The 23,430-nt window shown below is 49.0% G+C and carries 23 protein-coding genes; 22 read left to right on the forward strand and 1 reads right to left on the reverse strand.

From position 1 onward, the window contains the following. Nucleotides 1-96: 96 nt before the first annotated feature. The 19 genes from A7975_RS01145 (at nt 97) to A7975_RS01235 (ending at nt 19,052) form a co-directional block, all read left to right on the forward strand. The gene (locus A7975_RS01145; protein ID WP_065383900.1) at nt 97-1,056 is read left to right on the forward strand and encodes an ABC transporter permease; all 960 of its coding nucleotides are present in this window, start codon (nt 97-99) and stop codon (nt 1,054-1,056) included. Between the two features lie 12 nt (nt 1,057-1,068). Next, the gene (locus A7975_RS01150) at nt 1,069-1,962 is read left to right on the forward strand and encodes a carbohydrate ABC transporter permease (protein ID WP_065383901.1); all 894 of its coding nucleotides are present in this window, start codon (nt 1,069-1,071) and stop codon (nt 1,960-1,962) included. A 74-nt stretch (nt 1,963-2,036) separates the two neighbouring features. After that, nucleotides 2,037-3,746, forward strand: a complete 1,710-nt coding sequence (locus A7975_RS01155; RefSeq protein WP_053375375.1) for an ABC transporter substrate-binding protein — start codon at nt 2,037-2,039, stop codon at nt 3,744-3,746. A 93-nt stretch (nt 3,747-3,839) separates the two neighbouring features. Next, nucleotides 3,840-5,864: a beta-galactosidase gene (locus tag A7975_RS01160; RefSeq protein WP_065383902.1), complete on the forward strand. Its 2,025-nt coding sequence runs from the start codon at nt 3,840-3,842 to the stop codon at nt 5,862-5,864. A gap of 400 nt (nt 5,865-6,264) precedes the next feature. Continuing rightward, complete coding sequence (gene spoVAC, locus A7975_RS01165) at nt 6,265-6,717, forward strand: stage V sporulation protein AC (protein ID WP_053377740.1); 453 nt, start codon at nt 6,265-6,267, stop codon at nt 6,715-6,717. A 1-nt stretch (nt 6,718) separates the two neighbouring features. Beyond that, nucleotides 6,719-7,732, forward strand: coding sequence for a stage V sporulation protein AD (gene spoVAD / locus A7975_RS01170; RefSeq protein ID WP_053375377.1), 1,014 nt, complete (start codon nt 6,719-6,721; stop codon nt 7,730-7,732). Nucleotides 7,733-7,738: 6 nt separating this feature from the next. Further along, nucleotides 7,739-8,089 carry a stage V sporulation protein AE gene (gene spoVAE / locus A7975_RS01175; protein ID WP_053375378.1) on the forward strand — a complete coding sequence of 117 codons (351 nt, stop codon included), beginning with the start codon at nt 7,739-7,741 and terminating at the stop codon, nt 8,087-8,089. 142 nt (nt 8,090-8,231) lie between these two features. Continuing rightward, complete coding sequence (locus A7975_RS01180; RefSeq protein WP_065383903.1) at nt 8,232-9,188, forward strand: AAA family ATPase; 957 nt, start codon at nt 8,232-8,234, stop codon at nt 9,186-9,188. 4 nt (nt 9,189-9,192) lie between these two features. Then, the gene (locus tag A7975_RS01185; protein WP_065383904.1) at nt 9,193-10,440 is read left to right on the forward strand and encodes a DUF58 domain-containing protein; all 1,248 of its coding nucleotides are present in this window, start codon (nt 9,193-9,195) and stop codon (nt 10,438-10,440) included. Next, on the forward strand, nt 10,437-12,689 hold the full coding sequence (locus A7975_RS01190; RefSeq protein WP_065383905.1) for a transglutaminase TgpA family protein: 2,253 nt from the start codon (nt 10,437-10,439) through the stop codon (nt 12,687-12,689). Before A7975_RS01185 ends, A7975_RS01190 begins: the two co-directional genes overlap by 4 nt. Nucleotides 12,690-12,818: 129 nt before the next feature. Beyond that, entirely contained in the window at nt 12,819-13,343 is a 525-nt protein-coding gene (locus tag A7975_RS01195; RefSeq protein ID WP_053375382.1) for a YqeG family HAD IIIA-type phosphatase, read from the forward strand. Further along, entirely contained in the window at nt 13,343-14,467 is a 1,125-nt protein-coding gene (gene yqeH / locus A7975_RS01200; RefSeq protein ID WP_053375383.1) for a ribosome biogenesis GTPase YqeH, read from the forward strand. Before A7975_RS01195 ends, yqeH begins: the two co-directional genes overlap by 1 nt. A gap of 37 nt (nt 14,468-14,504) precedes the next feature. Further along, nucleotides 14,505-15,368 carry a shikimate dehydrogenase gene (gene aroE, locus A7975_RS01205; protein WP_065384779.1) on the forward strand — a complete coding sequence of 288 codons (864 nt, stop codon included), beginning with the start codon at nt 14,505-14,507 and terminating at the stop codon, nt 15,366-15,368. Nucleotides 15,369-15,425: 57 nt separating this feature from the next. Continuing rightward, nucleotides 15,426-15,731 (forward strand): ribosome assembly RNA-binding protein YhbY, encoded by a 306-nt coding sequence (gene yhbY / locus A7975_RS01210; protein WP_053375384.1) that lies wholly within the window; start codon nt 15,426-15,428, stop codon nt 15,729-15,731. A 95-nt stretch (nt 15,732-15,826) separates the two neighbouring features. After that, nucleotides 15,827-16,417, forward strand: a complete 591-nt coding sequence (nadD, locus tag A7975_RS01215; RefSeq protein ID WP_231637499.1) for a nicotinate-nucleotide adenylyltransferase — start codon at nt 15,827-15,829, stop codon at nt 16,415-16,417. Continuing rightward, nucleotides 16,407-16,961: a bis(5'-nucleosyl)-tetraphosphatase (symmetrical) YqeK gene (gene yqeK, locus A7975_RS01220; RefSeq protein ID WP_065383906.1), complete on the forward strand. Its 555-nt coding sequence runs from the start codon at nt 16,407-16,409 to the stop codon at nt 16,959-16,961. The genes nadD and yqeK overlap by 11 nt, the downstream gene beginning before the upstream one ends. A gap of 26 nt (nt 16,962-16,987) precedes the next feature. Then, entirely contained in the window at nt 16,988-17,335 is a 348-nt protein-coding gene (gene rsfS / locus A7975_RS01225; protein ID WP_053375386.1) for a ribosome silencing factor, read from the forward strand. Then, nucleotides 17,332-18,288 carry a CvfB family protein gene (locus A7975_RS01230; RefSeq protein WP_053375387.1) on the forward strand — a complete coding sequence of 319 codons (957 nt, stop codon included), beginning with the start codon at nt 17,332-17,334 and terminating at the stop codon, nt 18,286-18,288. The genes rsfS and A7975_RS01230 overlap by 4 nt, the downstream gene beginning before the upstream one ends. Continuing rightward, on the forward strand, nt 18,285-19,052 hold the full coding sequence (locus tag A7975_RS01235; protein ID WP_065383907.1) for a class I SAM-dependent DNA methyltransferase: 768 nt from the start codon (nt 18,285-18,287) through the stop codon (nt 19,050-19,052). The genes A7975_RS01230 and A7975_RS01235 overlap by 4 nt, the downstream gene beginning before the upstream one ends. 377 nt (nt 19,053-19,429) lie before the next feature. On the opposite strand, the gene A7975_RS01240 is transcribed toward A7975_RS01235, so the two are convergent. Then, nucleotides 19,430-19,651 (reverse strand): hypothetical protein, encoded by a 222-nt coding sequence (locus A7975_RS01240; protein WP_065383908.1) that lies wholly within the window; start codon nt 19,649-19,651, stop codon nt 19,430-19,432. Nucleotides 19,652-19,929: 278 nt separating this feature from the next. Between A7975_RS01240 and nrdI the strand changes: the two genes are divergently transcribed. Genes nrdI through nrdF form a run of 3 tightly spaced genes read left to right on the forward strand, consistent with a single transcriptional unit; the run spans nt 19,930 to nt 23,363 of the window. Further along, complete coding sequence (nrdI, locus tag A7975_RS01245) at nt 19,930-20,289, forward strand: class Ib ribonucleoside-diphosphate reductase assembly flavoprotein NrdI (RefSeq protein WP_053375390.1); 360 nt, start codon at nt 19,930-19,932, stop codon at nt 20,287-20,289. Then, the gene (gene nrdE / locus A7975_RS01250; RefSeq protein WP_053375391.1) at nt 20,276-22,360 is read left to right on the forward strand and encodes a class 1b ribonucleoside-diphosphate reductase subunit alpha; all 2,085 of its coding nucleotides are present in this window, start codon (nt 20,276-20,278) and stop codon (nt 22,358-22,360) included. The genes nrdI and nrdE overlap by 14 nt, the downstream gene beginning before the upstream one ends. 46 nt (nt 22,361-22,406) lie before the next feature. Further along, a complete protein-coding gene (gene nrdF / locus A7975_RS01255; RefSeq protein WP_065383909.1) occupies nt 22,407-23,363 on the forward strand; it encodes a class 1b ribonucleoside-diphosphate reductase subunit beta in 957 nt (318 codons plus the stop codon). The last annotated feature ends 67 nt before the right edge of the window (nt 23,364-23,430 follow it).

Genomic DNA, 23,430 nt, shown 5'->3' on the forward strand with positions numbered 1-23,430 from the left:
TGATAAGTACAGATAAGAGAGGGTAAGCTACGAGAGACAAACTAGTAGCTTGCAAAGCCGTTTTTGCCGGAAGCAAAAACACGAGGAGGAGCAGCGATGAAACCGCTAACAGAAGGTGCCCTTAAAGCAGGGACCGCAAACAAAAAGAACCGGTTTTGGTTCAAAGTTTTTCAGCAGCGTTACTTGTATATGATGTCATTGCCATTCGTTATCTGGATATTCATATTCAGCTATGTACCTGTATGGGGCTGGTTAACCGCCTTTCAAAACTACAAGCCAAAAAATTCGATTTTGGACCAGAAGTGGGTAGGGCTCGATAATTTCATAGAGTTGTTCCAGGACGAGCGATTTTATATCGTTTTGCGCAACACGCTTGCCATGAGTACGATGGGACTGATCGTCGGCTTCACGGTTCCTGTCATTTTCGCGCTATTATTAAATGAAATGAGAGGGCAGTTCTTCAAACGTTCCGTTCAAACCATTTCGTATTTGCCTCACTTTGTATCTTGGGTAGTCGTTGCCGGATTGGTGACGAAGATGCTTTCGACAGACGGCGGCGCAGTCAACCAATTGCTTATGTACTTAAATATTATCGATTCGCCAATTCAGTTTATGGCTAAGGGCGAATGGTTCTGGGGCATCGTAACCTTATCGGATCTGTGGAAGGAAATGGGCTGGAACTCCATTATCTTCTTAGCGGCTATGGCTGGTATCGATCCCGAGTTATATGAAGCTTCGACGGTAGATGGCGCAGGCCGTTTCCGCAAAATGTGGCACATCACGCTGCCGGGCATACGGACAACCTTTATGGTCCTGTTCATTTTATCCATTGGTCATTTAGTAAGCATTGGCTTTGAAAAACAATTTTTGCTGGGCAATCCTCTCGTATCCGATTTTTCAGAGGTTCTCGATCTGTATGCGCTGAAGTACGGAATTCAAATGAGCCGGTATTCGTATGGTACGGCAATCGGTATATTCAACTCCGTCGTCAGCATCCTGCTCGTGTTTACCGCGAACGGAATCTACAAACGAGTCACCAAAGAATCAATCATATAGGAGGCAGGGCATATGCAAGGTACGGCTAGAAGAGCTACTGGCGATAAAGTATTCGACACATTCATTTATTTATTCATGGCAATCATTGCTATTGTAACGTTATATCCATTCCTTAACGTACTTGCGATTTCGTTTAACGATTCAGTGGACACCGTCAGAGGCGGGTTGACCATATATCCTAGGGAATTTACCTTGAAAAACTACGAGACGATTTTTGGCTTCGACGGCTTGCTGGTCGGCTTTAAAAACTCCGTCATTCGTACGGTAGTAGGTACTGCAATCGGTGTTCTATCGGCTTCCATGATGGCTTACACGTTAAGCCGTCCCGACTTTCAGGCAAGAAGATGGATGTCAGTCGTATTCGCACTGACGATGTATTTCACTGGCGGCCTGATTCCTGGCTTCCTGCTTATGAAAAATCTTGGAATGATCGGAACATTCTCGGTTTACATCATTCCGGCTATTTTGAGCGTTTGGAACGTGTTCGTAGTCCGCTCCTACATTGACGGACTGCCGTACGCGCTTCAAGAATCAGCAAAAATCGACGGAGCGAATGATTGGACGATATTTTGGAAGGTTATCCTTCCCCTCTGCCAGCCCGTGCTTGCGACAATCGCTTTGTTCATTGCGGTAGGCCACTGGAATTCCTGGTTTGACACTTACCTGTTCAACAACAGGAGTCCCGAAAATACGACATTGCAGTACGAGCTGATGAAGGTGCTGCTGTCTACGCAAACGGGAAGCAATTACCGTGACCCGAATGCGCAGCAAGCGATCGCATCGGTTTCACCTGAATCCATTAAGATGGCGATTACGATTGTTGTTACCGTACCTATCCTATTGGTGTATCCTTTCCTTCAGAAGTATTTCGTAAAGGGTATGACGCTTGGAGCAGTAAAAAGCTAATTTTGGTAGTAGCAGGTTTCCTGTTATATACATGATCATCAACGTGCACAAGAAAAAAGGGAGGCTTTCCAGCGATGAAAAGAAAGATGCAAACGGCATTAAGCTTGATGTTAGCACTTGTATTCGTATTCGTAACAGCTTGCGGCAATTCGAATAATGAAAGCGGCACGGGCAGCGGAACGACGAATGAAGCAACGAATTCGACGAACGAAGGCGCAGCGGCTGAACCGATCACCATTCGCGTAGCATCAGGAGACAATAACGCGAACTGGGATGACATGCAATCCGACGTAGGTAAAGCGATTCAAGAAAAAACAGGTATTACGATTAAACAGGAATTTCCTGTTGGCGGCACCGATTCCGATATGTTCGCCCTAATGGTAGCAAGCGACGACTATCCGGACCTTGTTATGCCTAAAGGCAGCGCAGGCAAATTGGTTGATGCTGGCGCAATGATCGACCTTCGTCCTTTGATCGAAGAGCACGCTCCGAACTTGAAGAAGATTTATGGCGAATATTTCAACCGCCTTCGCTGGAGCGAGGATGACGATGCGATTTATATGCTTCCACAAGACGGCGTAGGACAAACGTACTTTGAAGCGGGCGGCGGCTTCCAACTGCAGCATCAAGTGCTTGAAGCAGCCGGTTATCCTGAAATCAAAACCGTACAAGATTACGAAGCGGCAATCAAAGCTTATATCGAGAAAAACCCTAAAACGGCAGACGGCCAGCCGACAATCGGCATGTCGCTTAACGGCGGCGAATGGCAAATCTTGATTTCCGTGACGAATCCTGCTTTCTACGCAACAGGGGCGCCGGATGACGGCGAGTTCTACGTTAACCAAGAAACGCATGAAGCGATCATGCACTATCAACGCCCGGAAGAAAGAGAATATTTCCGCTGGTTGAACCACATGAACGATATCGGCTTGCTTGACAAAGAAAGCTTCGTTCAAAAGTACGACCAATACAAAGCTAAAGTGGCATCTGGTCGGGTTCTGGGCTTAATCGACCAAAACTGGGATTACGCCGATGCGGAAAACGCATTGAAAGCAGAAGGCAAATTCAATGCGACTTACGCTCGTTTCCCTGTTACGTTGAATGACACGTTCCAAGATCACTCATTTCAAGGCACGGGATACCTTTCCGGCTACGGAATAGGGATCACGAAGAATGCCAAAGATCCTGTTCGTCTAATCAAATTCCTTGATTACCTGGCTTCCGATGAAGGCCAAGTACTTGTTAACTGGGGGATTGAAGGCAAGCACTACAACATTGAAGGCGGCAAACGCGTTATTCCTGCCGACGTCCAAGCTCAGAAGTCGAACGACAACAATACATTTAAGAAAACGACAGGTATCGGCAACTACTTGCTGTCGGCTCGTTATGGCGACGGCGTGAAGGATCCATCCGGCAACTATTACACGACGACGTTCCCTGAGCAAATTCAAACGGCGTACTCGGAGCAAGACAAGAAGACGCTTGCAAAATACAACGCAAAAACTTACAGAGATTTGTGGCCTGCTGACGATGCATTCCCAGAGCGCAAATACGGCGCAGCTTGGACGCTTCCGTTCGAAACAGGCTCGCAAGCGAACGTTATTTTCCAAAAAACGCAAGACATTATGAAAAAACGCATTCCTGAAGCGATTCTTGCTAAACCGGCTGACTTTGATAAAATCTATGATGCTTTCCTTAAGGATCTTGAGGATGCAGGCGTAGCTAAATTGAATGCTGAATTTACAAAAATGGTACAAGATCGCGTGGCGCTTTGGTCGAAATAAGTTTAAAATAGGCAGCAATGAAGAGGGCTCATACCATGAGCTCTCTTCCCTCGTTGTCATCAGGTGAAAAACGAAGGGAGAACATTAAAAATTATGATCAATTCTAAACTTCCAAAAATTTGGTACGGCGGCGACTATAACCCAGAGCAGTGGGACGATGAGACAATGAAAGAAGATATTCGCATGTTCAAGCTTGCGGACATTGATGTTGCGACGGTAAATGTGTTTTCATGGGCCCGCATACAGCCAAACGAAGATACGTATGACTTTGAAGAGTTGGACAACATAATAAATAAATTGCATCATGACAAAATTTCGGTTTGCTTAGCTACAAGTACAGGCGCCCATCCGGCATGGATGGCCAAAAGATATCCGGATGTAACCCGCGTCGATTATGAGGGCCGCAAGCGTAAATTTGGCGGTCGCCACAATTCTTGCCCAAGCAGTCCGGCATACCGCAAATATTCGAAGCTGATCGCCGGCAAATTGGCTGAGCGTTATAAGGATCACCCAGCGCTTGTTGCTTGGCATATTTCCAATGAATATGGCGGCTACTGTTATTGCGACAACTGTGCAGACGCCTTTCAGGCGTGGCTGCAACAACGCTACGGTACGATTGAGCAACTAAATAAAGCATGGTATACGAGCTTCTGGGGCCATACGTTTTATGACTGGGATGAAATTGTCCCTCCGAATGCGCTTAGCGAGGAATGGGGCGGCAATCGTACCAACTTCCAAAGCATTTCGCTTGATTACCGCAGATTTCAATCGGATGCGTTGCTGGATTGCTATTTGATTGAACATGATGAAATCCGCAAGCATTCGCCTAACATACAAATTACGACTAACCTAATGGGGACATACCCGGAGCTTGATTATTTTAAATGGGCCAAGCATATGGACGTGGTGTCATGGGACAACTATCCTTCGATTGATACTCCGGTCAGCTATACCGCGATGACACATGCCTTGATGCGCGGCTTGAAGAGCGGCCAGCCCTTCATGCTAATGGAGCAAACGCCAAGCCAGCAAAACTGGCAAGCCTATAACGCGCTGAAGCGTCCAGGCGTCATGCGGCTGTGGAGCTATCAAGCGGTGGCGCACGGCGCCGATACGGTTATGTTCTTCCAGCTGCGCCGCTCGATCGGAGCATGCGAGAAGTACCATGGCGCGGTCATTGAGCATGTAGGCCACGAGCATACGCGCGTTTTCCGCGAATGCGCGGAGCTTGGTCATGAGCTTACCAAGCTGTCGGATAAGCTGCTTGATTCGCGTATTGATGCGCGTGCTGCAATTGTATTTGATTGGGAAAACCGCTGGGCAGTAGAACTGTCGAGCGGCCCAAGCATAGCGCTCAAATATGTGGACGAGGTTCATAAATATTACGACGCGCTGTTTGAACTGAACGTTCAAACCGATATGATCAGCGTGGAAGAAAGTCTTGAGAAGTATGATCTCGTTATAGCTCCGGTTATGTACATGATCAAACCGGGCTTTGCCGAGAAGGTTGAAGCCTTTGTCGCGCGCGGCGGAACGTTCATCACCACCTTCTTCAGCGGCATCGTAAACGAAAGTGATCTTGTCACGACTGGCGGTTACCCAGGCAAGCTTCGCAAAGTGCTCGGCATTTGGGCAGAGGAGATCGATGCCTTGCTGCCTGGCCAGCAAAATCAAATGGTGATGAGAAAAGCAGACGGCGCGTTAAGCGGAACCTATACGTGCAGCCTGCTTTGCGATCTCATTCATTCAGAAGGCGCTGAGGTTGTCGCGGAGTACGGCTCTGATTTCTACAAAGGGATGCCTGCTGTAACGGTCAATAAATTCGGCGAAGGAGAAGCATGGTATATCGCTTCCAGCCCTGACCAGCATTTCCTTCAATCGCTTCTAACGAACATTTGCAAGGAAAATGGGATCGAGCCGCTGTTGGATGCTCCTGCAGGAGTCGAGGTAACCCGCCGGAACAAGGACGGCCAATCGTTTACCTTTATTTTGAACCATAATTCAGAAGCTGCCGAACTGCAGCTTGGCGCACGGCCTCGCAATGAGCTCTTGACCGGCGAGCTTGTAAGCGGGACTTACAACTTGGCAGCGAAAGGCGTCATGATAGTTGAAGAGTAAATGCAAAGCGTTTGCCCACCTTAATCGCACGGGATAGGCTCCTTCACTAGGTGTTTGGCATATACTGTAGATAAATGCCCGGTATGAGGGGAGCAGCGCTTGTGTCCACGAAGCGGCAGCAACGCTATTTAATGAGCATACTTGTGCTTATATTGTACGTTTTACTTGTCCTTTTATTGTTTGCGATATGTTTTTGAATGAAGGATTGCCCGCGACTAGATCATTAGTCCGGGCAATCCTTTTTTTTGCTGGAATATTGCTTCCTGCTATTACAAATAATGAACGAGAAGAAAGCATAACGGTTACGGAGCTTCGAGTACGCGCATAGGGAGAAGCCGTAGCGGAATAGGAGGATGCTGCAGTGGCTGTAAAAAGCAAAAGCAAAAACAATTATAAAAAAATGTCGATGTCGCCAAAGGAATATCAATCCTTCGCCAAAACGATGGAGCCTCCACGGTCGATTCTCGGGAATTGCTTGAAGGCGTTTGTTTTTGGCGGTGCGATATGCGTGGTGGGACAATGTATTCAAGAGCTTTTTGTACACGGAATGGGAATGACCGAGGAAGCGGCAAGCAACCCGACGGTTGCAACGCTTATTCTGATCTCTGTTATTTTAACGAGCTTAGGCGTGTATGACAAAATCGCGCAATGGGCCGGTGCCGGCTCCGCCGTTCCTGTAACAGGATTTGCGAATTCCATGTGCTCGGCTGCCCTAGAGCATCGCAGCGAAGGCCTTGTGCTTGGCGTTGGCGGCAATATGTTCAAGCTGGCAGGCTCCGTTATTGTTTACGGTACGGTGGCGGCTTTCTTCGTCGGTATTGCCCATCTCATACTTGGCACTGGGGGTCAATAATATGCTGCGCGGGAAACAGACATGGTGGTTTGAGAAACGCCCGGTAATTATTGGCGAAGCGACAGTAGTCGGTCCTGACGAGGGTGAAGGGCCGCTGGCAGCTGACTTTGATCTTGTCCATCCCGAGCTTGATATGCAGCAGAAGAGCTGGGAGAAGGCGGAGCGGCTCCTGCTTGAGCAAGCATCTGAATTCGCCATACAAAATGCCGGCATCGAGCGTGACCAGCTTCAATTTTATTTTGGCGGCGACTTAATGAATCAGATTATTAGCAGCAGCTTTGCCGCCCGGTCGCTCGGCGTTCCTTATATCGGTTTGTTCGGTGCATGCTCCACTTCCATGGAGTCGCTGGCGCTCGCTTCGTTTGTGGTCAATTCAGGCGGAGGAAGCCATGTGCTAGCCGGAACATGCAGCCACAACTGTACGGCTGAGAAGCAGTTCCGCTATCCGACGGAATATGGCTCTCAGAAGCCGCCGACTGCGCAATATACGGTAACAGGCGCGGGCGCAGCGATCATAGCCGATAAAGGCGATGGGCCGGTCGTGGAGTGCGCTACGATCGGGAAGGTCATCGATTTGGGCATCACCGATCCCTTTAATATGGGAGCGGCAATGGCGCCGGCAGCGGTCGATACGATCCAAGCCCATTTTAACGATACGGGACGGCAGCCAAAAGATTATGACTTAATCGTAACGGGCGATTTAGCCGGTGTGGGGCATCCGATCGCGAAGAAGCTGCTGATCCAAAATGGCGTGCCGATGGACGATACGGTATTCGGCGATTGTGGCCTCATGGTATATGACGTTGAGAAGCAGAAGGTTCAAGCGGGCGGCAGCGGCTGCGGTTGTTCCGCGGTTGTCACATACGGTCATTTGCTTAAGCGGATCAAGAAAGGCGAATTGAAACGAATATTGGTCGTTGCTACCGGCGCATTGTTATCTCCGCTCTCCTTCCAGCAAGGCGAGAGTATTCCATGCATTGCGCATGCGGTGGCAATAAGTGCAAAAGGGGGGTAAGACGGCATGATTTTTTTGTGGGCGTTTCTGGTTGGCGGAGGAATCTGCGTAATCGGTCAGCTGATGTTTGATGTTCTCAAGCTGACGCCGGCGCATACGATGTCGACGTTAGTCGTCATTGGGGCTATCGTAGACGGCTTCGATTTATATGAGCCATTGGTCAAGTTCGCTGGAGCGGGAGCTACCGTACCGATTACAAGCTTCGGTAATGCGCTCGTTCACGGAGCCTTAACCGAACTGCACGATCAAGGCTGGATCGGGGTAATATCCGGTATTTTCAAAGTAACAAGCGCCGGCATATCGGCGGCCATCATTTTCTCCTTTCTGGCTGCCCTCGTGGTCAGGCCTAAAGGATAGCCATTGCTATATTTTCAAATTGGAGGATCCTGTAGGATCTTCCAATTTTTTTTGTAGCGAAAAAGTTTGTGCACACCAAAGGAAGTACTGTAAAATAGTAGTATTGAGTATGAACTTAGGCGTTATTTTGGGAGGTTATGAAATGGATATTCGTCCTGCAGACATGCAATTATGCGCTACTATTCTTCGAAACTTAGAATCTTGTATCCTTGGCAAACAGGAAGAGATCCAAAGATTGCTCATCGCCGTTATTGCAGGCGGACACGTGTTATTAGAGGATGTGCCGGGCACAGGCAAGACACAATTAGTGAAAGCGCTGGCAAAATCAATCGGCGGCCAATTCCGCCGCATTCAATGCAATCCGGACTTGCTTCCTACCGATATTACTGGCGTTTCCATCTATCATCCCAAGCAAGAAACCTTTTTATTTCGTCCAGGTCCAGTAATGGCTAATATATTGCTCGCCGATGAGATCAACCGTGCGACTACGAAGACGCAGTCCGCTTTGCTTGAGGCGATGGAGGAAGGGCATGTGACGGTTGACGGAGATACGTACGAGCTGCCGCGCCCGTTCGTTCTGCTTGCTACACAAAACCCGATTGAGTTCGAAGGCACGTATACGCTTCCTGAGGCGCAGCTTGACCGATTCATGATGAAGCTGTCACTCGGTTATCCGAGCGAATCCGACGAGCAGCGAATGGTGTTATCTAATGAAGGAATACATCCGTCCGATCGAATTGAGGCGATGATCAACATCAATGATATGATCCATATACAGGATCAAGTGCAGCAGGTTCATATCGATGAGGCTGTCGGAAAATATTTGGTAGGCCTAATAAGAGGAACTAGAGAGCATGGCAGCGTCATGCTTGGTGCTAGCCCCCGAGCGGCACTGGCGCTGGCGCGTGCCGCTAAAGCGAGCGCATACATCCAGCAGCGTCAATTCGTGACGCCTGACGATGTAAAGGAGCTTGCTCCATACGTATTGTCGCATAGACTGCTACTACGAACGGAAGCTAGAATGAACGGGCTGAAAGCGGAGGATATCATCTCGCAGGTGATTCAGTCCACGAAAGTGCCGGTTCGGCTAGAGCGTTAGTCCGATGACAGCGGCTAAATCTACGAAGCTGCGGTGGCAGCTTGTCGCTATTATTTATTTGACCAGTCTTTTTTATTTTTTATTCCAAGGCGGCAAAACCGCGATCATGCTCTTTATGATTTTAAATTTACTGCTCATCTACTTGGTGCTTGGCAGATGGAGCGGCATTAATAAAGTATCGGGCAGCAGAAGCTATACAGCACCGGGCTCGTCCGCCCTTGACCAATCATTATCTGCCGGGAGCTCGCTTGATGTGAATCTGCATGTGAAGATTCCAGGCTTTTATCCGCTTCCTTATGTCATCGTAAGAGATCAGCTGCAGCGTCATAACGGGCAGCGGCTTGCGTTCGAGACCTCCTTTGTTCCGAATTGGAAGCGCGCAGGCCAGGTTGCCTATCAGACGCCGCCCTTGCAGCGCGGGGAGTACCGGTTCACGCATACGCAATGCTTGTCTTATGATGTATTCGGTTTGTTTGAGCATTCGGGCCGGTTTGGAACCGAAACGGTATTTAACGTGTTGCCGCAGACCGTTCCGCTTAGGCAGTGGAATGGGATCCAACGAGGCATACGCGGTCCTTATTCCCATGCCATCGCCTCTCGTTCCGCGAAGGAGACGACGCAAATTAACGGTGTCCGCGAATATTTGTACGGCGACCGCTTATCGCGCGTTCATTGGAATGCGACGGCAAAGACCGGCGAGTGGAAGTCAAAAGCATTTGAGCGCGAATCGCTCCCGCGTACGGTTGTCATTCTCGATCGCCATCCTGACGCCTATGGCGGCGAGCTCGCGACGCGTTTTGAGCTTGCCGTGTCTGCGGCAGCCTCGCTGCTCGAAAATGGCTTGAAGGACGATACCGCGATGGGCTTGCTATCGATAGGCGAGACGATGACGATGATTCCGCCCAAAGCAGGCCTCGATCAACGGAATTTGCTTATGAAGCACTTAACCTTCGTTGATGCGGATGCAGCTCGGCCGCTTTATGCGTCGCTTGCGCGTGCGGATTCCATCCTTGAGTCCGGAAGCTTTGCCGTCGTCGTTACACCTGACGTTGGCGCCGATATCATTCGGAGCATGGAATGGCTTTCCCGGAAAGGCATTACGCCTTGCATGCTTCATATCTCCTCCTCGGTTGATCGGTTAAGCCATAATACTTCTTGGAAGCTTATGATGCGTGAACGCGGATGGCCGGTATTTGAAATTCGTCAGCTGCAGGAGCTCCCAGCCGCTCTGGAAGGGAGTGGAATTGCATGAGGCAAGTATTAAAATCGATCGGCAGCTATATTACGGCTGACTGGTATGAGAAGCTGAGATTTATTTTTATCGCTATTATCCTGACGAATACGATTTCTATATTTGAGGGCTATTGGTGGGACGAGACATACGAAATCGCATATTATACGTTATTTGCAGCTGCCGCCATCGATGTGCTGCTGCCGCTTCGTTTCCGATATTTGAACCTAGTTCTTAAAATATGCACAGCCATTTTTATTACAACCCAATTAGCCAGAATGGATTGGCTTGTTGCGAGCCCGCAGCGCTGGGATGAATGGATCTGGTGGCTGCAAGCGCATGTCGTACAGCTGAACCCTTATATTTGGATAAGCGCCGCGCTGCTTTTGCTGCATATTTTGTTTGGCATTTGGACGACCACACGGATTCGGATGTTCGGGTTTGTTGGGGTAAGCATACTGGTTCTGACCATAGCGGATTCCTTTACGCCAATCTGGCTATGGGATGAGGTAGGGATGGTCGTATTCATTGGGCTGCTATGGCTTGTGGCAAGCCATATGTCGAGGCTGAAGCGGGAGCATCCGAACAGCTGGAAGGAGCTTATTGAATATCCGCTTCAATTAATATTGCCAATTGCGCTCGTACTATCAGTGCTTATGATTGTCGGACTGAACATGCCGTCATTATCTCCGATTTTGCAGGATCCATATACGATCTGGAAGGAATCGAAGGGCGAGAAGGTAGAAGTATTTCTTGGCGATAAAGGGGCAGATTCGGTCACTCCCGGAAGTACGGCAAGCGCGAGTTCCGGCTACAGCAGAAATGATCAAAAACTCGGCGGAGGATTCGAGTACGATTATTCACCGATGATGACGGTTACCACATCGCATCGCAGCTACTGGCGCGGGGAGTCGAAAAACTTCTATACAGGGGAAGGCTGGGTAAACGCGGAAGTTGGGCAATCAGAAAGAGGCGTTACCGGCGTGCAGAAGGGGCAAGTGCTTTCCTCGTTAGACGAGCCGCCCGTGGCGGGAACGTTAGAAATCAATCAAATCGTTACGATGATTCGCAAGGATACGTATCCGGTGTTGTTCGCTGCCGCACCGCTTACGAAGGTGAACTGGATCAACGATGACCAGAAGGAAATTCCGACTGGCTATATTTGGGTGCCTGATACCAATGAGCTGAGGCTGCTGAATTGGTCAATGAAAAACCGTATCTATCCGAAAACCTACTCGGTCACCTCCTCCGTGCCTGTTCTGGACGAGGAGCTGCTCAAAAAAGCTAAAGCTGGATGGACGAATAAAGCTGAAGCGGCAAGCAATCGTTATTATTTGCAAGTGCCGGATACGCTGCCAGATCGCGTAAAGCAGTTAGCGATGGACGTAACTGCTGAGGCAACCAATGATTACGATAAGGCCAAGTTGCTGGAAACTTATTTAAGGCTCAATTATAACTACAACAATAAGCCGGATGAAACGAAACTTACAGGCTCCACATCAGACTTTGTTGACCAGTTCTTGTTTGAGCTAAAGGAAGGTTATTGCGATTATTTCTCCACTTCGATGGCGGTAATGGCGCGAAGCCTTGGTCTCCCTACTAGATGGGTTAAAGGTTTCGCTCCCGGCGCGCTTCCGGCAAGCGACTTCGGTCCACCTACCGAATTCAGGGAGGATGTTAATCCTAGCGGAGCCGGCACCTATACGGTACGCAATTCCGACGCCCATTCTTGGGTAGAAATCTACTTTGAAGGCTTCGGTTGGATTCCCTTTGAAGCGACGGCTGGCTTCTCATTCCCTTATTCGTTCGCAGAAGAAGAGAAGGAAGTTTTGCCTGAGATTGATACGGATACGGAAGCTTCGACTGAATCGGTCCAATCGGCAAGCAAATCGAATGCGCGAATTTGGACATGGAGCGCAGTAGCGCTGCTTGCTGTAGTTGCAGCGGTTTGGCTGTTCGTCAGGCGCACCAAAGTTATTGTTTTCTTCCGCAAGCTCCGTCATGGCAGTTACACCTCCAATGACCGAATTGTACTGGAGACGCAGAAGCTGCTTCGCGTTTGCAAGAAACGCGGCATGGAGCGCGAGGATCATGAAACGCTGCGGGAGGCCGTTATGCGTTGGTCCCAAAGCCAGAAGCGGCTGCGCGATGACTTTAAAACGGTGCTAGACCGTTTTGAACAAGCTAAGTATAGCCCGATCATGGCAACGAACGAGGAAGCTGATCGTTTTGTACTGAAGGTGAAATCATTAATTGATCAGCTCAGGTAACATTATTCGCCATAATTTGAACAAATACCGCGCGCCAGTGAAATTGGCAGCGGTATTTTTTTGCAACAAATTTGGTTTGTATGGTATAGTTTCGTAAGATAGCAGGCAGAAAGCAGAGGGATCTCCAATATGTTTGAACGGCTGTTGCCGCATATGCGCGTTAATACAGTGTATGAAATTAACTTAGATGAGCTGCATGCAAGAGGCGTTCGCGGCATCATTACGGATCTGGATAATACGCTCGTCGGTGCGAAGGAGGCGCTAGCAACGCCTGAGCTTGTGCAGTGGCTTGATTACGTGCGCTCACGGGGCTTTCAGGTCGTTATCGTCTCTAATAATAATGAAACACGTGTCGGTAAATTTGCTTCGCCGCTGAATATTCCATATATTCATGCCGCGCGCAAGCCAGCAGGGAAATCGTTCCGGAGAGCGCTTGGCGTACTTGGGCTGGCTGCTGAGCATGCGGTCGTTATCGGCGACCAAATGCTGACGGACGTGCTTGGCGGCAATCGAATGGGACTGTACACCATTCTTGTAACGCCGATTGCTCCCTTAGACGAAGGGATCATGACACGAGTGAATCGCCGGATTGAACGGTTTGCATTAGTGCGTTTGAGGAAAAAAGGGTTATGGTATGAGGGGGAAACAAAGTAATGGAACAACAACTAAGTCAGACATCTGGCTCATGTGCGGGCTGCGGCGTGGCGCTGCAGACAAAAAGTGTTGAATTGCCAGGATACTTGCCGGAAGCGGCTAATGGACGCGATCCGGTTATTTGCCAGAGATGCTTCCGTATTCGAAATTATAATGAAGCGTCATCCGTTGCGGTTGATCAGGATGACTTCTTAAAATTGCTTGGCAGCATTGGAAATACGGACAGCCTTGTCGTGCATATTGTCGATTTGTACGATTTTGAAGGAAGCTTGATCTCAGGCTTGCAGCGCTTTGTCGGCAACAATCCGGTGCTGCTTGTCGTGAACAAAATTGATCTGCTGCCGAAAGCGATGAATGTGAATCGGCTTCGGAACTGGGTACAGAAGCAAGCGAAGGAAGAAGGGCTGCGGACGGTCGATGTCGTCCTTTGCAGTGCGAAGCGCAATATGGGCTTTGAGCGTGTCATTGAAGCGCTTGAGCAATATCGGAACGGCCGCGATGTTTATGTGGTCGGCGCAACGAATGTCGGCAAGTCCACGTTAATTAACCGACTCATTCGCGATTACAGCGATATGGAACGTGAACTTACGACGTCCCGCTACCCGGGAACGACGCTGGATGCTGTTCATATTCCGCTGGAGGATGGCAAAGCCATTATCGATACGCCGGGCATCGTCTATTCATCGCGTATGACGGAAGTTGTGCCGCGCAGCTTTCTTGGCTCTCTATTGCCGGACAAGCCGATTAAGCCGCTTGTCTATCAATTAAACTCGGGCCAGACGCTGTTCATTGGCAGCCTAGTGCGTTTCGATTTCGTCGAAGGCGACCGCCAATCGTTTACGTTCTACGTATCGAATGCGCTTAACATGCACCGTACGAAGCTGGAGCGCGCCGATGAGCTTTATTCGGATCACCGAGGCCAATTGCTTGGCGGACCTAGCCTCGAGGAGCTCGAGACGATTCCGGCATGGACAAGGCATTCGCTTCGCGTGAAGCGCGGCTTGAACAAGGATGTATTTATTTCCGGTCTTGGCTGGATTCAAGTGAACGGTACCGGCGGAGCGGTTATTGATATTTATGCGCCGAAGGGCGTTAAAGTTATGCTTCGCGACTCGATGATCTAAAGACATGGCCTTGGAAGGGGAATTCACTGTGACGAATATGAGCGCAGGAAACCGGATTGATAGCAATACCGTTTTGTATGGGGTAATCGGCGATCCGATTCGGCATTCAAAATCACCGATCATGATGAACCGTGCCTTTCGGGAAACGGGAATTAATGGCGTTTATAACGCTTTTCACGTGACGAGCGATCGTATACAGGATTTTGCAGCAGGCGTGAGGGCGATGGGCATTCGCGGCGTTAATGTCACGATCCCTCACAAGCTGGACATCATGTCCGTATTGGATGAGATTGACGCTGGAGCACGGGCGATAGGCGCAGTCAATACGATCGTAAATGAAGCAGGACGGCTTATCGGTTATAATACGGATGGAATCGGGTACGTGCGCTCTCTTAAGGAAGAAGCGGAGAGCGACCTTGCCGGCAAGCGTATCGTCGTAATTGGAGCAGGCGGAGCAGCACGCGGAATTGTGTATGCCTTGACGGGCGAGCAGCCTTCTCGAATCACGATCGCTAATCGTTCTGTAGATCGCGCGCGCGAGCTGGCAGCGTTGTTTCAAGACCAATCGGAAATCGAGGCGATCTCGAATGAGGAGCTGCAAGCCGCTTGCGGGCAAGCGGATATCGTCATAAACACGACATCCGTAGGGATGTTCCCGAAAACGGATGAGTCTCCGATTGATGCAAGCTGGCTGAAGCCGGGTGCGGTTGCAAGCGATTTAATATACAATCCTTTAAAAACAACCTTTTTACAGCAAGCTGAGCTGCGGGGCTGCCGTATTCACGGCGGTTTAGGGATGTTCATTTATCAAGGCGCATATGCCTTCGAATATTGGACGGGCCAGCCTGCCCCGGTCGCAGCGATGCGGGAAACCGTACTGGCTGCATTGCAAAGCTCATAAGACATTCATAATGGCAACAAGCAGACGAATTATTGAGATGAAAGAAGGAACATATACATGCTTACAGGTAAACAAAAACGTTATTTAAGATCACTCGCTCACCATTTGACGCCTATTTTCCAGGTTGGCAAAGGCGGCACCAACGATCACCTCGTTCGTCACATCGAAGAGGCTATCGAATCACGGGAGCTCATTAAAGTGTCCGTGCTTAACAATTGCCTAGACGATCCAAGGGAAATCGGCGCAGAGGTTGCAGCAGCAGCCGGCGCGGAGCTGGTTCAAGTGATCGGCAAGACGATTGTCCTTTACAAGGAATCGAAGGACAACAAACAAATCGAGCTTCCTAGCGCCGCCCGCAAATAATGATAACCATCAAAAGCTGGGAAAATGGGCATACTATATTGCGCAGGAGCTGCTAGTTAGCCTTATTGTGCTTGATGTCAGGAGGAGTTCGATAAGTGAGTAAGATTGGTATTATGGGCGGAACCTTCGATCCCATCCATATCGGTCATTTGATCGCAGCAGAAATGGCGCGCGAGCAATGTGATCTGCATGAGGTATGGTTCATTCCGTCTTACGGTCCTCCGCTCAAAGCGAATGAACCGGGCGTTAGCGGACAGCGGCGTTACGAGATGGTTTGCGGGGCAATTGAAAGCAATGCTTCCTTCCGCGCGTTTGATATTGAATTGCAACGCGGCGGAGTAAGCTATTCCTACGATACGGTGATGGAGCTTCAGAAGCTCTATCCTAACGATTCATTTTCCTACATTATCGGGTCGGACCGGATTAATGATCTCCCGCAATGGTATCGGATTGAGCAGCTCGCTGCACAAATCACCTTTATCGGATTAGAGCGTCCGGACGAGCCCGTTGATATTGCGGCGCTGCCGCTTTTTTTGCAGGAGCGGATACAGCTGATTCATATGCCGGGCATCGATATTTCGTCCACCGCGATTAGAAGCAGGGCGAATGCCGGGCAATCCGTCCAGTATTTAGTGCCGGATTCGGTGAATAGCTACATGAGGAGGTACAATTTGTATGAATCGTGAGCAAATGATCGACAAGGTGAAAGCTGAAATGCCGGAGCGGAGATGGCTTCACACGCAGGGAGTCATGGAAACGTCGGTTATCCTGGCTAGCAGATTTGGGGAGGACCCGGTACGCGCTGAGCTGGCTGCCATTTTGCATGATGTGGCTAAGTATTGGAAGGTAGAGCGCATGGAGCAGGTCATTCGTGACCAAGCCCTGCCATCCATCCTGCTGCAATATGATAAAGAGTTGTGGCACGCGCCTGTTGGAGCTTGGGTTGCCGAGCATGAATATGGCGTCACCGATGCCGAGGTGCTTGATGCGATCCGGTACCATACGTCTGGTCGGCGCGGAATGTCGAAGCTCGAAAAAATCGTATGTCTGGCTGATTATATGGAGCCTGGGCGGGATTTTCCGGGCGTGTCGAACATTCGAGAGTTAAGCGAGCAGGATTTGAATCAAGCTTTGGTAGCAGGCTTTAATTCTACTATTTCCTTCTTATTAGAAAAAGGAAAACGTATATTTCCGCTAACGATAGAAGCGCGAAACGGTTTATTGGAATAATATAGAAAATAACAGGAGGCTGAGCTATGGCGGTACATTCGGATGAGTTGCTACAAATCACGGTCGCGGCAGCAGAAGACAAAAAAGCGGTACGGGTAGTTGCTTTGAACTTGAAGGAAATTTCATTGGTGGCGGATTATTTCGTAATCTGCAGCGGTAACTCGGATACACAGGTGCAAGCCATTGCAACCGAGATCCGCAAGCAAGCTGAGAAAAACGGCACTCGCATTCGCGGCATTGAAGGTATGGATTCGGCAAGATGGGTACTAATCGATCTAGGCGATGTTATCGTACACGTCTTCCATCGCGATGAGCGTGAATACTATAACATTGAGCGTCTATGGTCGGATGCGAAGGTTGTGGAGTTCGCATGAGTTTTGTAGCGGGCACTACACAAACCTTAAGGGTGGCACGTGAAGTGTCGCCCTACGGTTATTTCCTCAGCGACGGAGAATCGGATGTGCTGATGCACTATACCGAGCTCGTCGGCTCCAAGCCAAAAATCGGCGACCAAGTGGAAGCCTTTTTGTTCTATGATTCGGAGGACCGTTTGGCGGCAACGATGAAGAAGCCGCTCCTTCAATTAGGCGAGCTTGCTCGGCTGCAGGTAGCGGACGTTCATCCGAGATTGGGATGTTTTCTGGAAATGGGCTTAGGCAGACAATTGCTGCTGCCGCTTTCGGAGCTTCCTGAGAGCATTGAATACAGGCCGCTTCCGGGCGACGAAGTGTTTGTTGTGATGAAACATGACAAAATCGGGCGGCTGGTCGCTAAGATCGCTTTTGAAGAAGAGCTTTCGGAGCTTGTATTCCCTGCACCGGAGAGCTGGAACAACCAATGGGTCGAAGGCTGGGTAACGAAGACGCTGCAGCTAGGCTCATTCGTCATCATCGACGGCGGCGTTGTTGGGTTTGGCGTATATGGGCTTATTCCAAGCGCTGAGCGGATTAGACCGCTGCGGTTGGGAGAGCGCGTAAGCGCACGCGTAACGTTCATACGGGAAGATGGAAGAGCTAATCTCTCGATGGCGCAGCGCAAGGAAGTTGGAAGAATAGAGGACGCCGATCGTATTCTAGCCTTTATTAAGGAAAGACCAGGCGGCGGGATGCCATACTCTGATCAAACAGATGCCGACATTATTAAACAAAAATTCGGGATTAGCAAAGGTGCGTTCAAGCGCGCGTTAGGCAAGCTGATGCGAGAAAGGCTAGTCACTCAGAAAGGCAGCTGGACGTATTTGGCTGTTGAACCGACTGCGGAAGCAGCTGGCCAAACGGCTGAGACACAGTCCTCCAGTTCCGGTTCTGAAGGAGCTGATGAGCAATGACACGCTCTTACGGGCAGTTCGCGACAGTCTACGACCAGCTAATGGAGGACATGCCCTACGCGGAATGGTTGGGCTTTGCAAGAGCGGCTTGGTCGCGTTACGGCATGCCTTCCACGGTTGTAGACCTAGGCTGCGGTACTGGGAGCATATCTATACCGCTAGCCCGTTCAGGCTTTCAAGTATACGGCATTGACCTGTCTTCAGACATGCTTACCGTTGCCCGCAGCAAGTGGGATGAGACGCCTCAGCAGGTCACAAGACCGCGTCCAGGCTCTATCCGGTGGCTTAATCAGGACATGCGCGAATGGGAGCTCCAGGAGCCAATGGATACGGTCATTTCGTTTTGCGATTGCTTGAACTACTTGACGGAGGAAGCGGATATCGAGGCTGCCTTCCGTGCTACATTCGCTGGCTTGCGCAGCGGCGGAACCTTCCTCTTCGACATGCATCCGCCAAAGCAGCTCATTCGTTATGCGGAGGAGCAGCCCTTTGTGCTTGATGAACGCGATGTCGCATATATATGGACATGCGATTTTGAGGAGGAGCGCTGCGAGATCGAGCATCATTTAACGATTTTCTCGCGTGATCGCGACTCAAAGTTCAATCGTTTTGAGGAATCGCATGTGCAGCGTGCATACGATCCGGACTGGATCGAGTCCGCTTTGCGCCGCGCAGGCTTTCAAACGGTCGATCGCTACGCCGATTTCGAGCTGCTTCCGGCAACGAGCGAGTCAGAGCGTCTGTTCTTCGCAGCTGTCAAATAGCTACAGGAATAGCGAAGGGTGTCACATAAGGTCTGTTACGACTTTATGGGACAACCCTTTTTTGATTTGGGTGGCTTGAGTTGCAGGCATGGATGATGGACTTATTGGGTGGAATCGTGGTGTGAGTAAGGTTGATAGCGACCTTTGCTCATGTTTATGCTGCTCGGGGGACTACATCTTGTGGTCGCATGGATTGCGAATGCGGGCTTGGCGGAGCATGGCCGCCAGCTTCTATATGTTGTATTCGGGTCGAATGCTGTCGAAAAATGAGTTGATTGCATTTTTTTATCAGCGGAGCTTAGGTGAACGAGAAGTGCTATTGGTTATCTAGGGATAGATGGTTGCATATCGCTAGATCTTGTGTTTCGCTACCTTATCTATTCGCGAAGGGCATCCTTTAACCGGCTGTTCATTCCTGCTTCAGCAGACGCTTTGCGGATGGAATCAAGCCTCATGTTTTTGATGGTTTGAGCCATTTGCTCCTGTTCATTTTCTAACTTTTCGATGTAAATTAGCAGCTCCGGCACCGAATATCCGGCATCTTTGAACAGTTTTTCGATCGATTCTCGCATTTGTTCTGCGGTTGTTTTAACGTTCATCTGGGCCTCCAAAATATCAATAAAATGTCACTATCCCATCATATCCTCATCTGGTAAAATAGTCGAGTGCGTCAAAAAAATAGATTAATATTTTCTCCATAATTTTCATTGACTACTCCTATATATTGATGTAGAATCAAAAACACAAACTACATATTGATGTAGATGAGTGCCTTTAATGATTAGCCCTTGGTAAATCATGAACAAGCGCAGCTGACGAAAATGCTAGTCAGAAGCGCTTTTTAATTGCTTATTTTCAGTAGGGGAGCGAACGTGTTATGCTAGTCGTCTATGATTCCAAAACAGGCAATGTCAAGCGTTTCATCAAAAAATTGAATATGCGGGCAGTGCCGATCGATGAGAAGGAAGAAGTGGACGAGCCGTTCGTGCTGGTCACGTACACAACTGGGTTCGGACAAGTTCCGGAGAAGGTCACTTCGTTTCTGGAAACCAACTCCGAAATGCTCCGCGGCGTTTCTGCCAGCGGCAACCGCAACTGGGGTGCCGGGTTCGCAAAGAGCGCGGATACGATCTCACAAAAGTACGATGTTCCCGTGATTTTGAAGTTTGAGCTATCAGGTACGAATCAAGATACGCAACATTTTGTCGAAAGGGTGCGAACCATTGAAGCATATTGAACTGAATAACGAGTTGATGCAGCGCGGTGCAGACGGATTTTACCAGCTGGATAAAGATAAAGAGGCTGTTGCCGCATTTATGGAAGAAGTAGAAGAGAAGAGCGTGAAGTTCGACTCCCTTCGTCACAAGCTAGACTATTTAATCGAGAACGACTATTACGATAATGTATTTGAAAAATATACGTATGAGCAGGTTGAGGCTGTATTTACGCTAACGGCGAACAGCGGCTTCGAATTCCAATCGTATATGGCAGCATCAAAGTTCTACAAAGACTATGCAATGAAAACAAACAACAAAGCGCAGTACTTGGAGCAATACTCCGATCGTGTATCTATCGTTGCTTTGCACCTAGGCGAAGGAGATGCAGCTAGAGCGCTCCGTATAGCCGAAGCGATGATCGACCAACGCTTGCAGCCTGCTACACCAACCTTCCTGAACGCGGGCAAGAGCCGCCGCGGCGAAATGGTTTCTTGCTTCCTGCTCGAAATGGACGACTCTCTTAACTCCATTAACTACGTGCTGGGCACATGTATGCAGCTTTCCAAAATCGGCGGAGGCGTTGCGGTCAACCTGTCGAAGCTTCGTGGACGCGGCGAGCCTATCAAAGGCGTTGAAGGCGCAGCGAAGGGCATTATGCCTGTACTGAAGCTGATGGAGGATGCTTTCTCCTATGCGGATCAAATGGGTCAACGCAAAGGTTCGGGCGCTGGCTATTACAATATTTTCGGCTGGGATATTATTGAATTCCTTGATTGCAAAAAAATTAATGCTGACGAGAAGGCGCGTATTAAAACGTTGTCCATCGGCCTTATTATTCCTAATAAATTTTATGAGCTTGCTGCACAAAACAAGCCGCTTTTCGTATTTGGCCCACATTCCGTACAAAAAGCTTACGGCAAACATCTCGACGACATGGATATGGACGAAATGTACGAGGAATTGCTTGCTAACGAGCTAGTAACGAAGAAAAAAGTAATGAACGCACGCGACATGCTGACAAAAATCGCCTCGATTCAGCTAGAATCCGGCTACCCATATATTATGAACAAATCCAATGCCAACAGCATTCATGCTTTGAAGGATATTGGCTCTATTAAAATGTCCAACCTGTGCACGGAAATATTCCAGCTGCAGGAGACTTCGGAAATTAAAGATTACGGCTTCGACGATGTTATTCAACGCGATATTAGCTGCAACCTTGCCTCACTTAACATTGTTAACGTGATGGAGCACAAGAAAGTGAAGGAATCGGTTCACGTTGGAATCGAAGCCTTGACGACGGTCAGCGATTTGTCCAATATCGACAATGCTCCAGGCGTTCGCAAAGCGAATGAAGAGCTTCACTCTGTCGGTCTTGGCGCGATGAACCTGAACGGCTACCTAGCTAAAAACAAAATCGCTTACGAAAGCGAAGAAGCGAAAGATTTTGCCGGCGTATTCTTTATGATGATGAACTACTACTCCATCGAGCAAAGCATGGAGATCGCCAAAGAGCGCGGCATTACATTTAAAGATTTTGAACGCTCCGAATATGCAAAAGGCACTTATTTCACTCGTTATGTAGAGAACGATTTCCGTCCAAAAACTGCAAGAGTGAAAGAATTGTTCGAAGGCATGGAAATTCCATCGCCTGAGGATTGGGCAGAGCTGCAAGCGAAAGTGCAAAAGCACGGCCTATACCATGCATACCGTCTGGCTATTGCGCCAACACAAAGCATTTCGTACATTCAAAATGCAACGTCAAGCGTTATGCCGATCGTAGAGCACATCGAAACGCGTACTTACGCGAACTCGACAACGTATTACCCAATGCCGTACTTGTCGCAAGACAACTACTTCTATTACAAATCGGCATACAACATCGATCAGTTCAAGCTGATTGATCTAATTGCAGAAATTCAGCAGCACGTTGACCAAGGCATTTCATCCGTACTGCACGTAAACAGTAATGTAACCACTCGCGAGCTGGCGCGTTTCTACGTCTATGCTGCGCAAAAAGGGCTTAAATCGCTCTATTACACAAGAACGAAGCGGCTTTCTGTTGAGGAATGCACGAGCTGCGCAGTTTAAGATCAATTTTAATCGATGCTTACGTAGCAAAGAAGGAGCTCACCAAATGAAAGCAGTAAACTGGAACCGCCCGGATGACGATTTCACACTAACATTCTGGCAGCAAAACGTCATGCAATTTTGGACGGATGAAGAGATTCCGTTATCGGATGACAAAATGGATTGGATGGAAATGACCGACGCGGAGCGCACGCTATACAAAAACGTGCTCGGCGGTCTGACCTTGCTTGATACGATTCAAGGCGGCATCGGCATGCCGAAGATTTTGGAGCATGTTGATGGCTTGCAGCGTAAAGCAGTTCTGTCGTTTATGTCCATGATGGAGCAAATTCATGCCAAATCGTACAGCAGTATTTTCACAACGCTCGCATCTGGGGAAGAGATCGACGAAATTTTCCAATGGGTAGAGCAAAATGAGCAGCTGCAAAAGAAAGCAAATCTCATTTCTTCATGGTATTCGAACATTACGGGACCAAAAGAGCTGTACAAAGCGATGGCAGCTTCCGTATTTCTAGAAAGCTACTTGTTCTACAGCGGCTTCTTCTACCCGCTTTACTTGGCAGGCCAAGGCAAAATGACAAGCAGCGGCGAAATTATCGATTTGATTTTGCGCGACGAAAGCATCCATGGTCTATACGTTGGCGTGCTGGCGCAAGAGCTGTTCCAAACATTTAGCCCCGAGGAGCAAGCACAGCTTCAAATCGAGTTGTATGCTTTGCTGAACGAGCTTTACGAGAACGAGATCGTGTATACAGAGCACCTGTATGCTCCGCTTGGATTAGCTGAGGAAGTGAATGTGTACGTCCGCTACAATGCGAACAAAGCGCTTATGAACCTTGGCATGGAGCCTCATTTCCCTGAGGAGCCGGTTAACCCGATCGTGTTCAACGGTATAAGCACACATACGAAGCAGCATGATTTCTTCTCCAAAAAAGGGAATGGCTACGTACGTACGATTCACGTTGAGCCTTTGAACGACGATGATTTTGTCTTCAACTTTTAATAAAACTTAATCGTTTTTCCATATATGAATCGCTCTTTATTCGGCCTTATGGCTGATGGAGAGCGAT

This window comes from Bacillus sp. FJAT-26390 (genome assembly GCF_001682865.1).
GTDB lineage: Bacteria > Bacillota > Bacilli > Paenibacillales > Paenibacillaceae > Pristimantibacillus.

What these genes read in the sequence shown, in the direction of transcription:
- spoVAE (WP_053375378.1), top strand. Translation starts at nt 7,739, where the DNA reads ATGATTTTTTTGTGGGCGTTTCTGGTTGGCGGAGGAATCTGCGTAATC.
- A7975_RS01235 (WP_065383907.1), top strand. Translation starts at nt 18,285, where the DNA reads ATGACACGCTCTTACGGGCAGTTCGCGACAGTCTACGACCAGCTAATG.
- A7975_RS01195 (WP_053375382.1), top strand. Translation starts at nt 12,819, where the DNA reads ATGTTTGAACGGCTGTTGCCGCATATGCGCGTTAATACAGTGTATGAA.
- A7975_RS01240 (WP_065383908.1), bottom strand. Translation starts at nt 19,651, where the DNA reads ATGAACGTTAAAACAACCGCAGAACAAATGCGAGAATCGATCGAAAAA.
- A7975_RS01160 (WP_065383902.1), top strand. Translation starts at nt 3,840, where the DNA reads ATGATCAATTCTAAACTTCCAAAAATTTGGTACGGCGGCGACTATAAC.
- A7975_RS01185 (WP_065383904.1), top strand. Translation starts at nt 9,193, where the DNA reads ATGACAGCGGCTAAATCTACGAAGCTGCGGTGGCAGCTTGTCGCTATT.
- rsfS (WP_053375386.1), top strand. Translation starts at nt 16,988, where the DNA reads ATGGCGGTACATTCGGATGAGTTGCTACAAATCACGGTCGCGGCAGCA.
- yhbY (WP_053375384.1), top strand. Translation starts at nt 15,426, where the DNA reads ATGCTTACAGGTAAACAAAAACGTTATTTAAGATCACTCGCTCACCAT.
- spoVAD (WP_053375377.1), top strand. Translation starts at nt 6,719, where the DNA reads ATGCTGCGCGGGAAACAGACATGGTGGTTTGAGAAACGCCCGGTAATT.
- yqeH (WP_053375383.1), top strand. Translation starts at nt 13,343, where the DNA reads ATGGAACAACAACTAAGTCAGACATCTGGCTCATGTGCGGGCTGCGGC.
- A7975_RS01155 (WP_053375375.1), top strand. Translation starts at nt 2,037, where the DNA reads ATGAAAAGAAAGATGCAAACGGCATTAAGCTTGATGTTAGCACTTGTA.
- A7975_RS01150 (WP_065383901.1), top strand. Translation starts at nt 1,069, where the DNA reads ATGCAAGGTACGGCTAGAAGAGCTACTGGCGATAAAGTATTCGACACA.
- A7975_RS01230 (WP_053375387.1), top strand. Translation starts at nt 17,332, where the DNA reads ATGAGTTTTGTAGCGGGCACTACACAAACCTTAAGGGTGGCACGTGAA.
- nrdF (WP_065383909.1), top strand. Translation starts at nt 22,407, where the DNA reads ATGAAAGCAGTAAACTGGAACCGCCCGGATGACGATTTCACACTAACA.
- yqeK (WP_065383906.1), top strand. Translation starts at nt 16,407, where the DNA reads ATGAATCGTGAGCAAATGATCGACAAGGTGAAAGCTGAAATGCCGGAG.
- A7975_RS01190 (WP_065383905.1), top strand. Translation starts at nt 10,437, where the DNA reads ATGAGGCAAGTATTAAAATCGATCGGCAGCTATATTACGGCTGACTGG.
- A7975_RS01145 (WP_065383900.1), top strand. Translation starts at nt 97, where the DNA reads ATGAAACCGCTAACAGAAGGTGCCCTTAAAGCAGGGACCGCAAACAAA.
- aroE (WP_065384779.1), top strand. Translation starts at nt 14,505, where the DNA reads ATGAGCGCAGGAAACCGGATTGATAGCAATACCGTTTTGTATGGGGTA.
- nrdI (WP_053375390.1), top strand. Translation starts at nt 19,930, where the DNA reads ATGCTAGTCGTCTATGATTCCAAAACAGGCAATGTCAAGCGTTTCATC.
- spoVAC (WP_053377740.1), top strand. Translation starts at nt 6,265, where the DNA reads ATGTCGATGTCGCCAAAGGAATATCAATCCTTCGCCAAAACGATGGAG.
- A7975_RS01180 (WP_065383903.1), top strand. Translation starts at nt 8,232, where the DNA reads ATGGATATTCGTCCTGCAGACATGCAATTATGCGCTACTATTCTTCGA.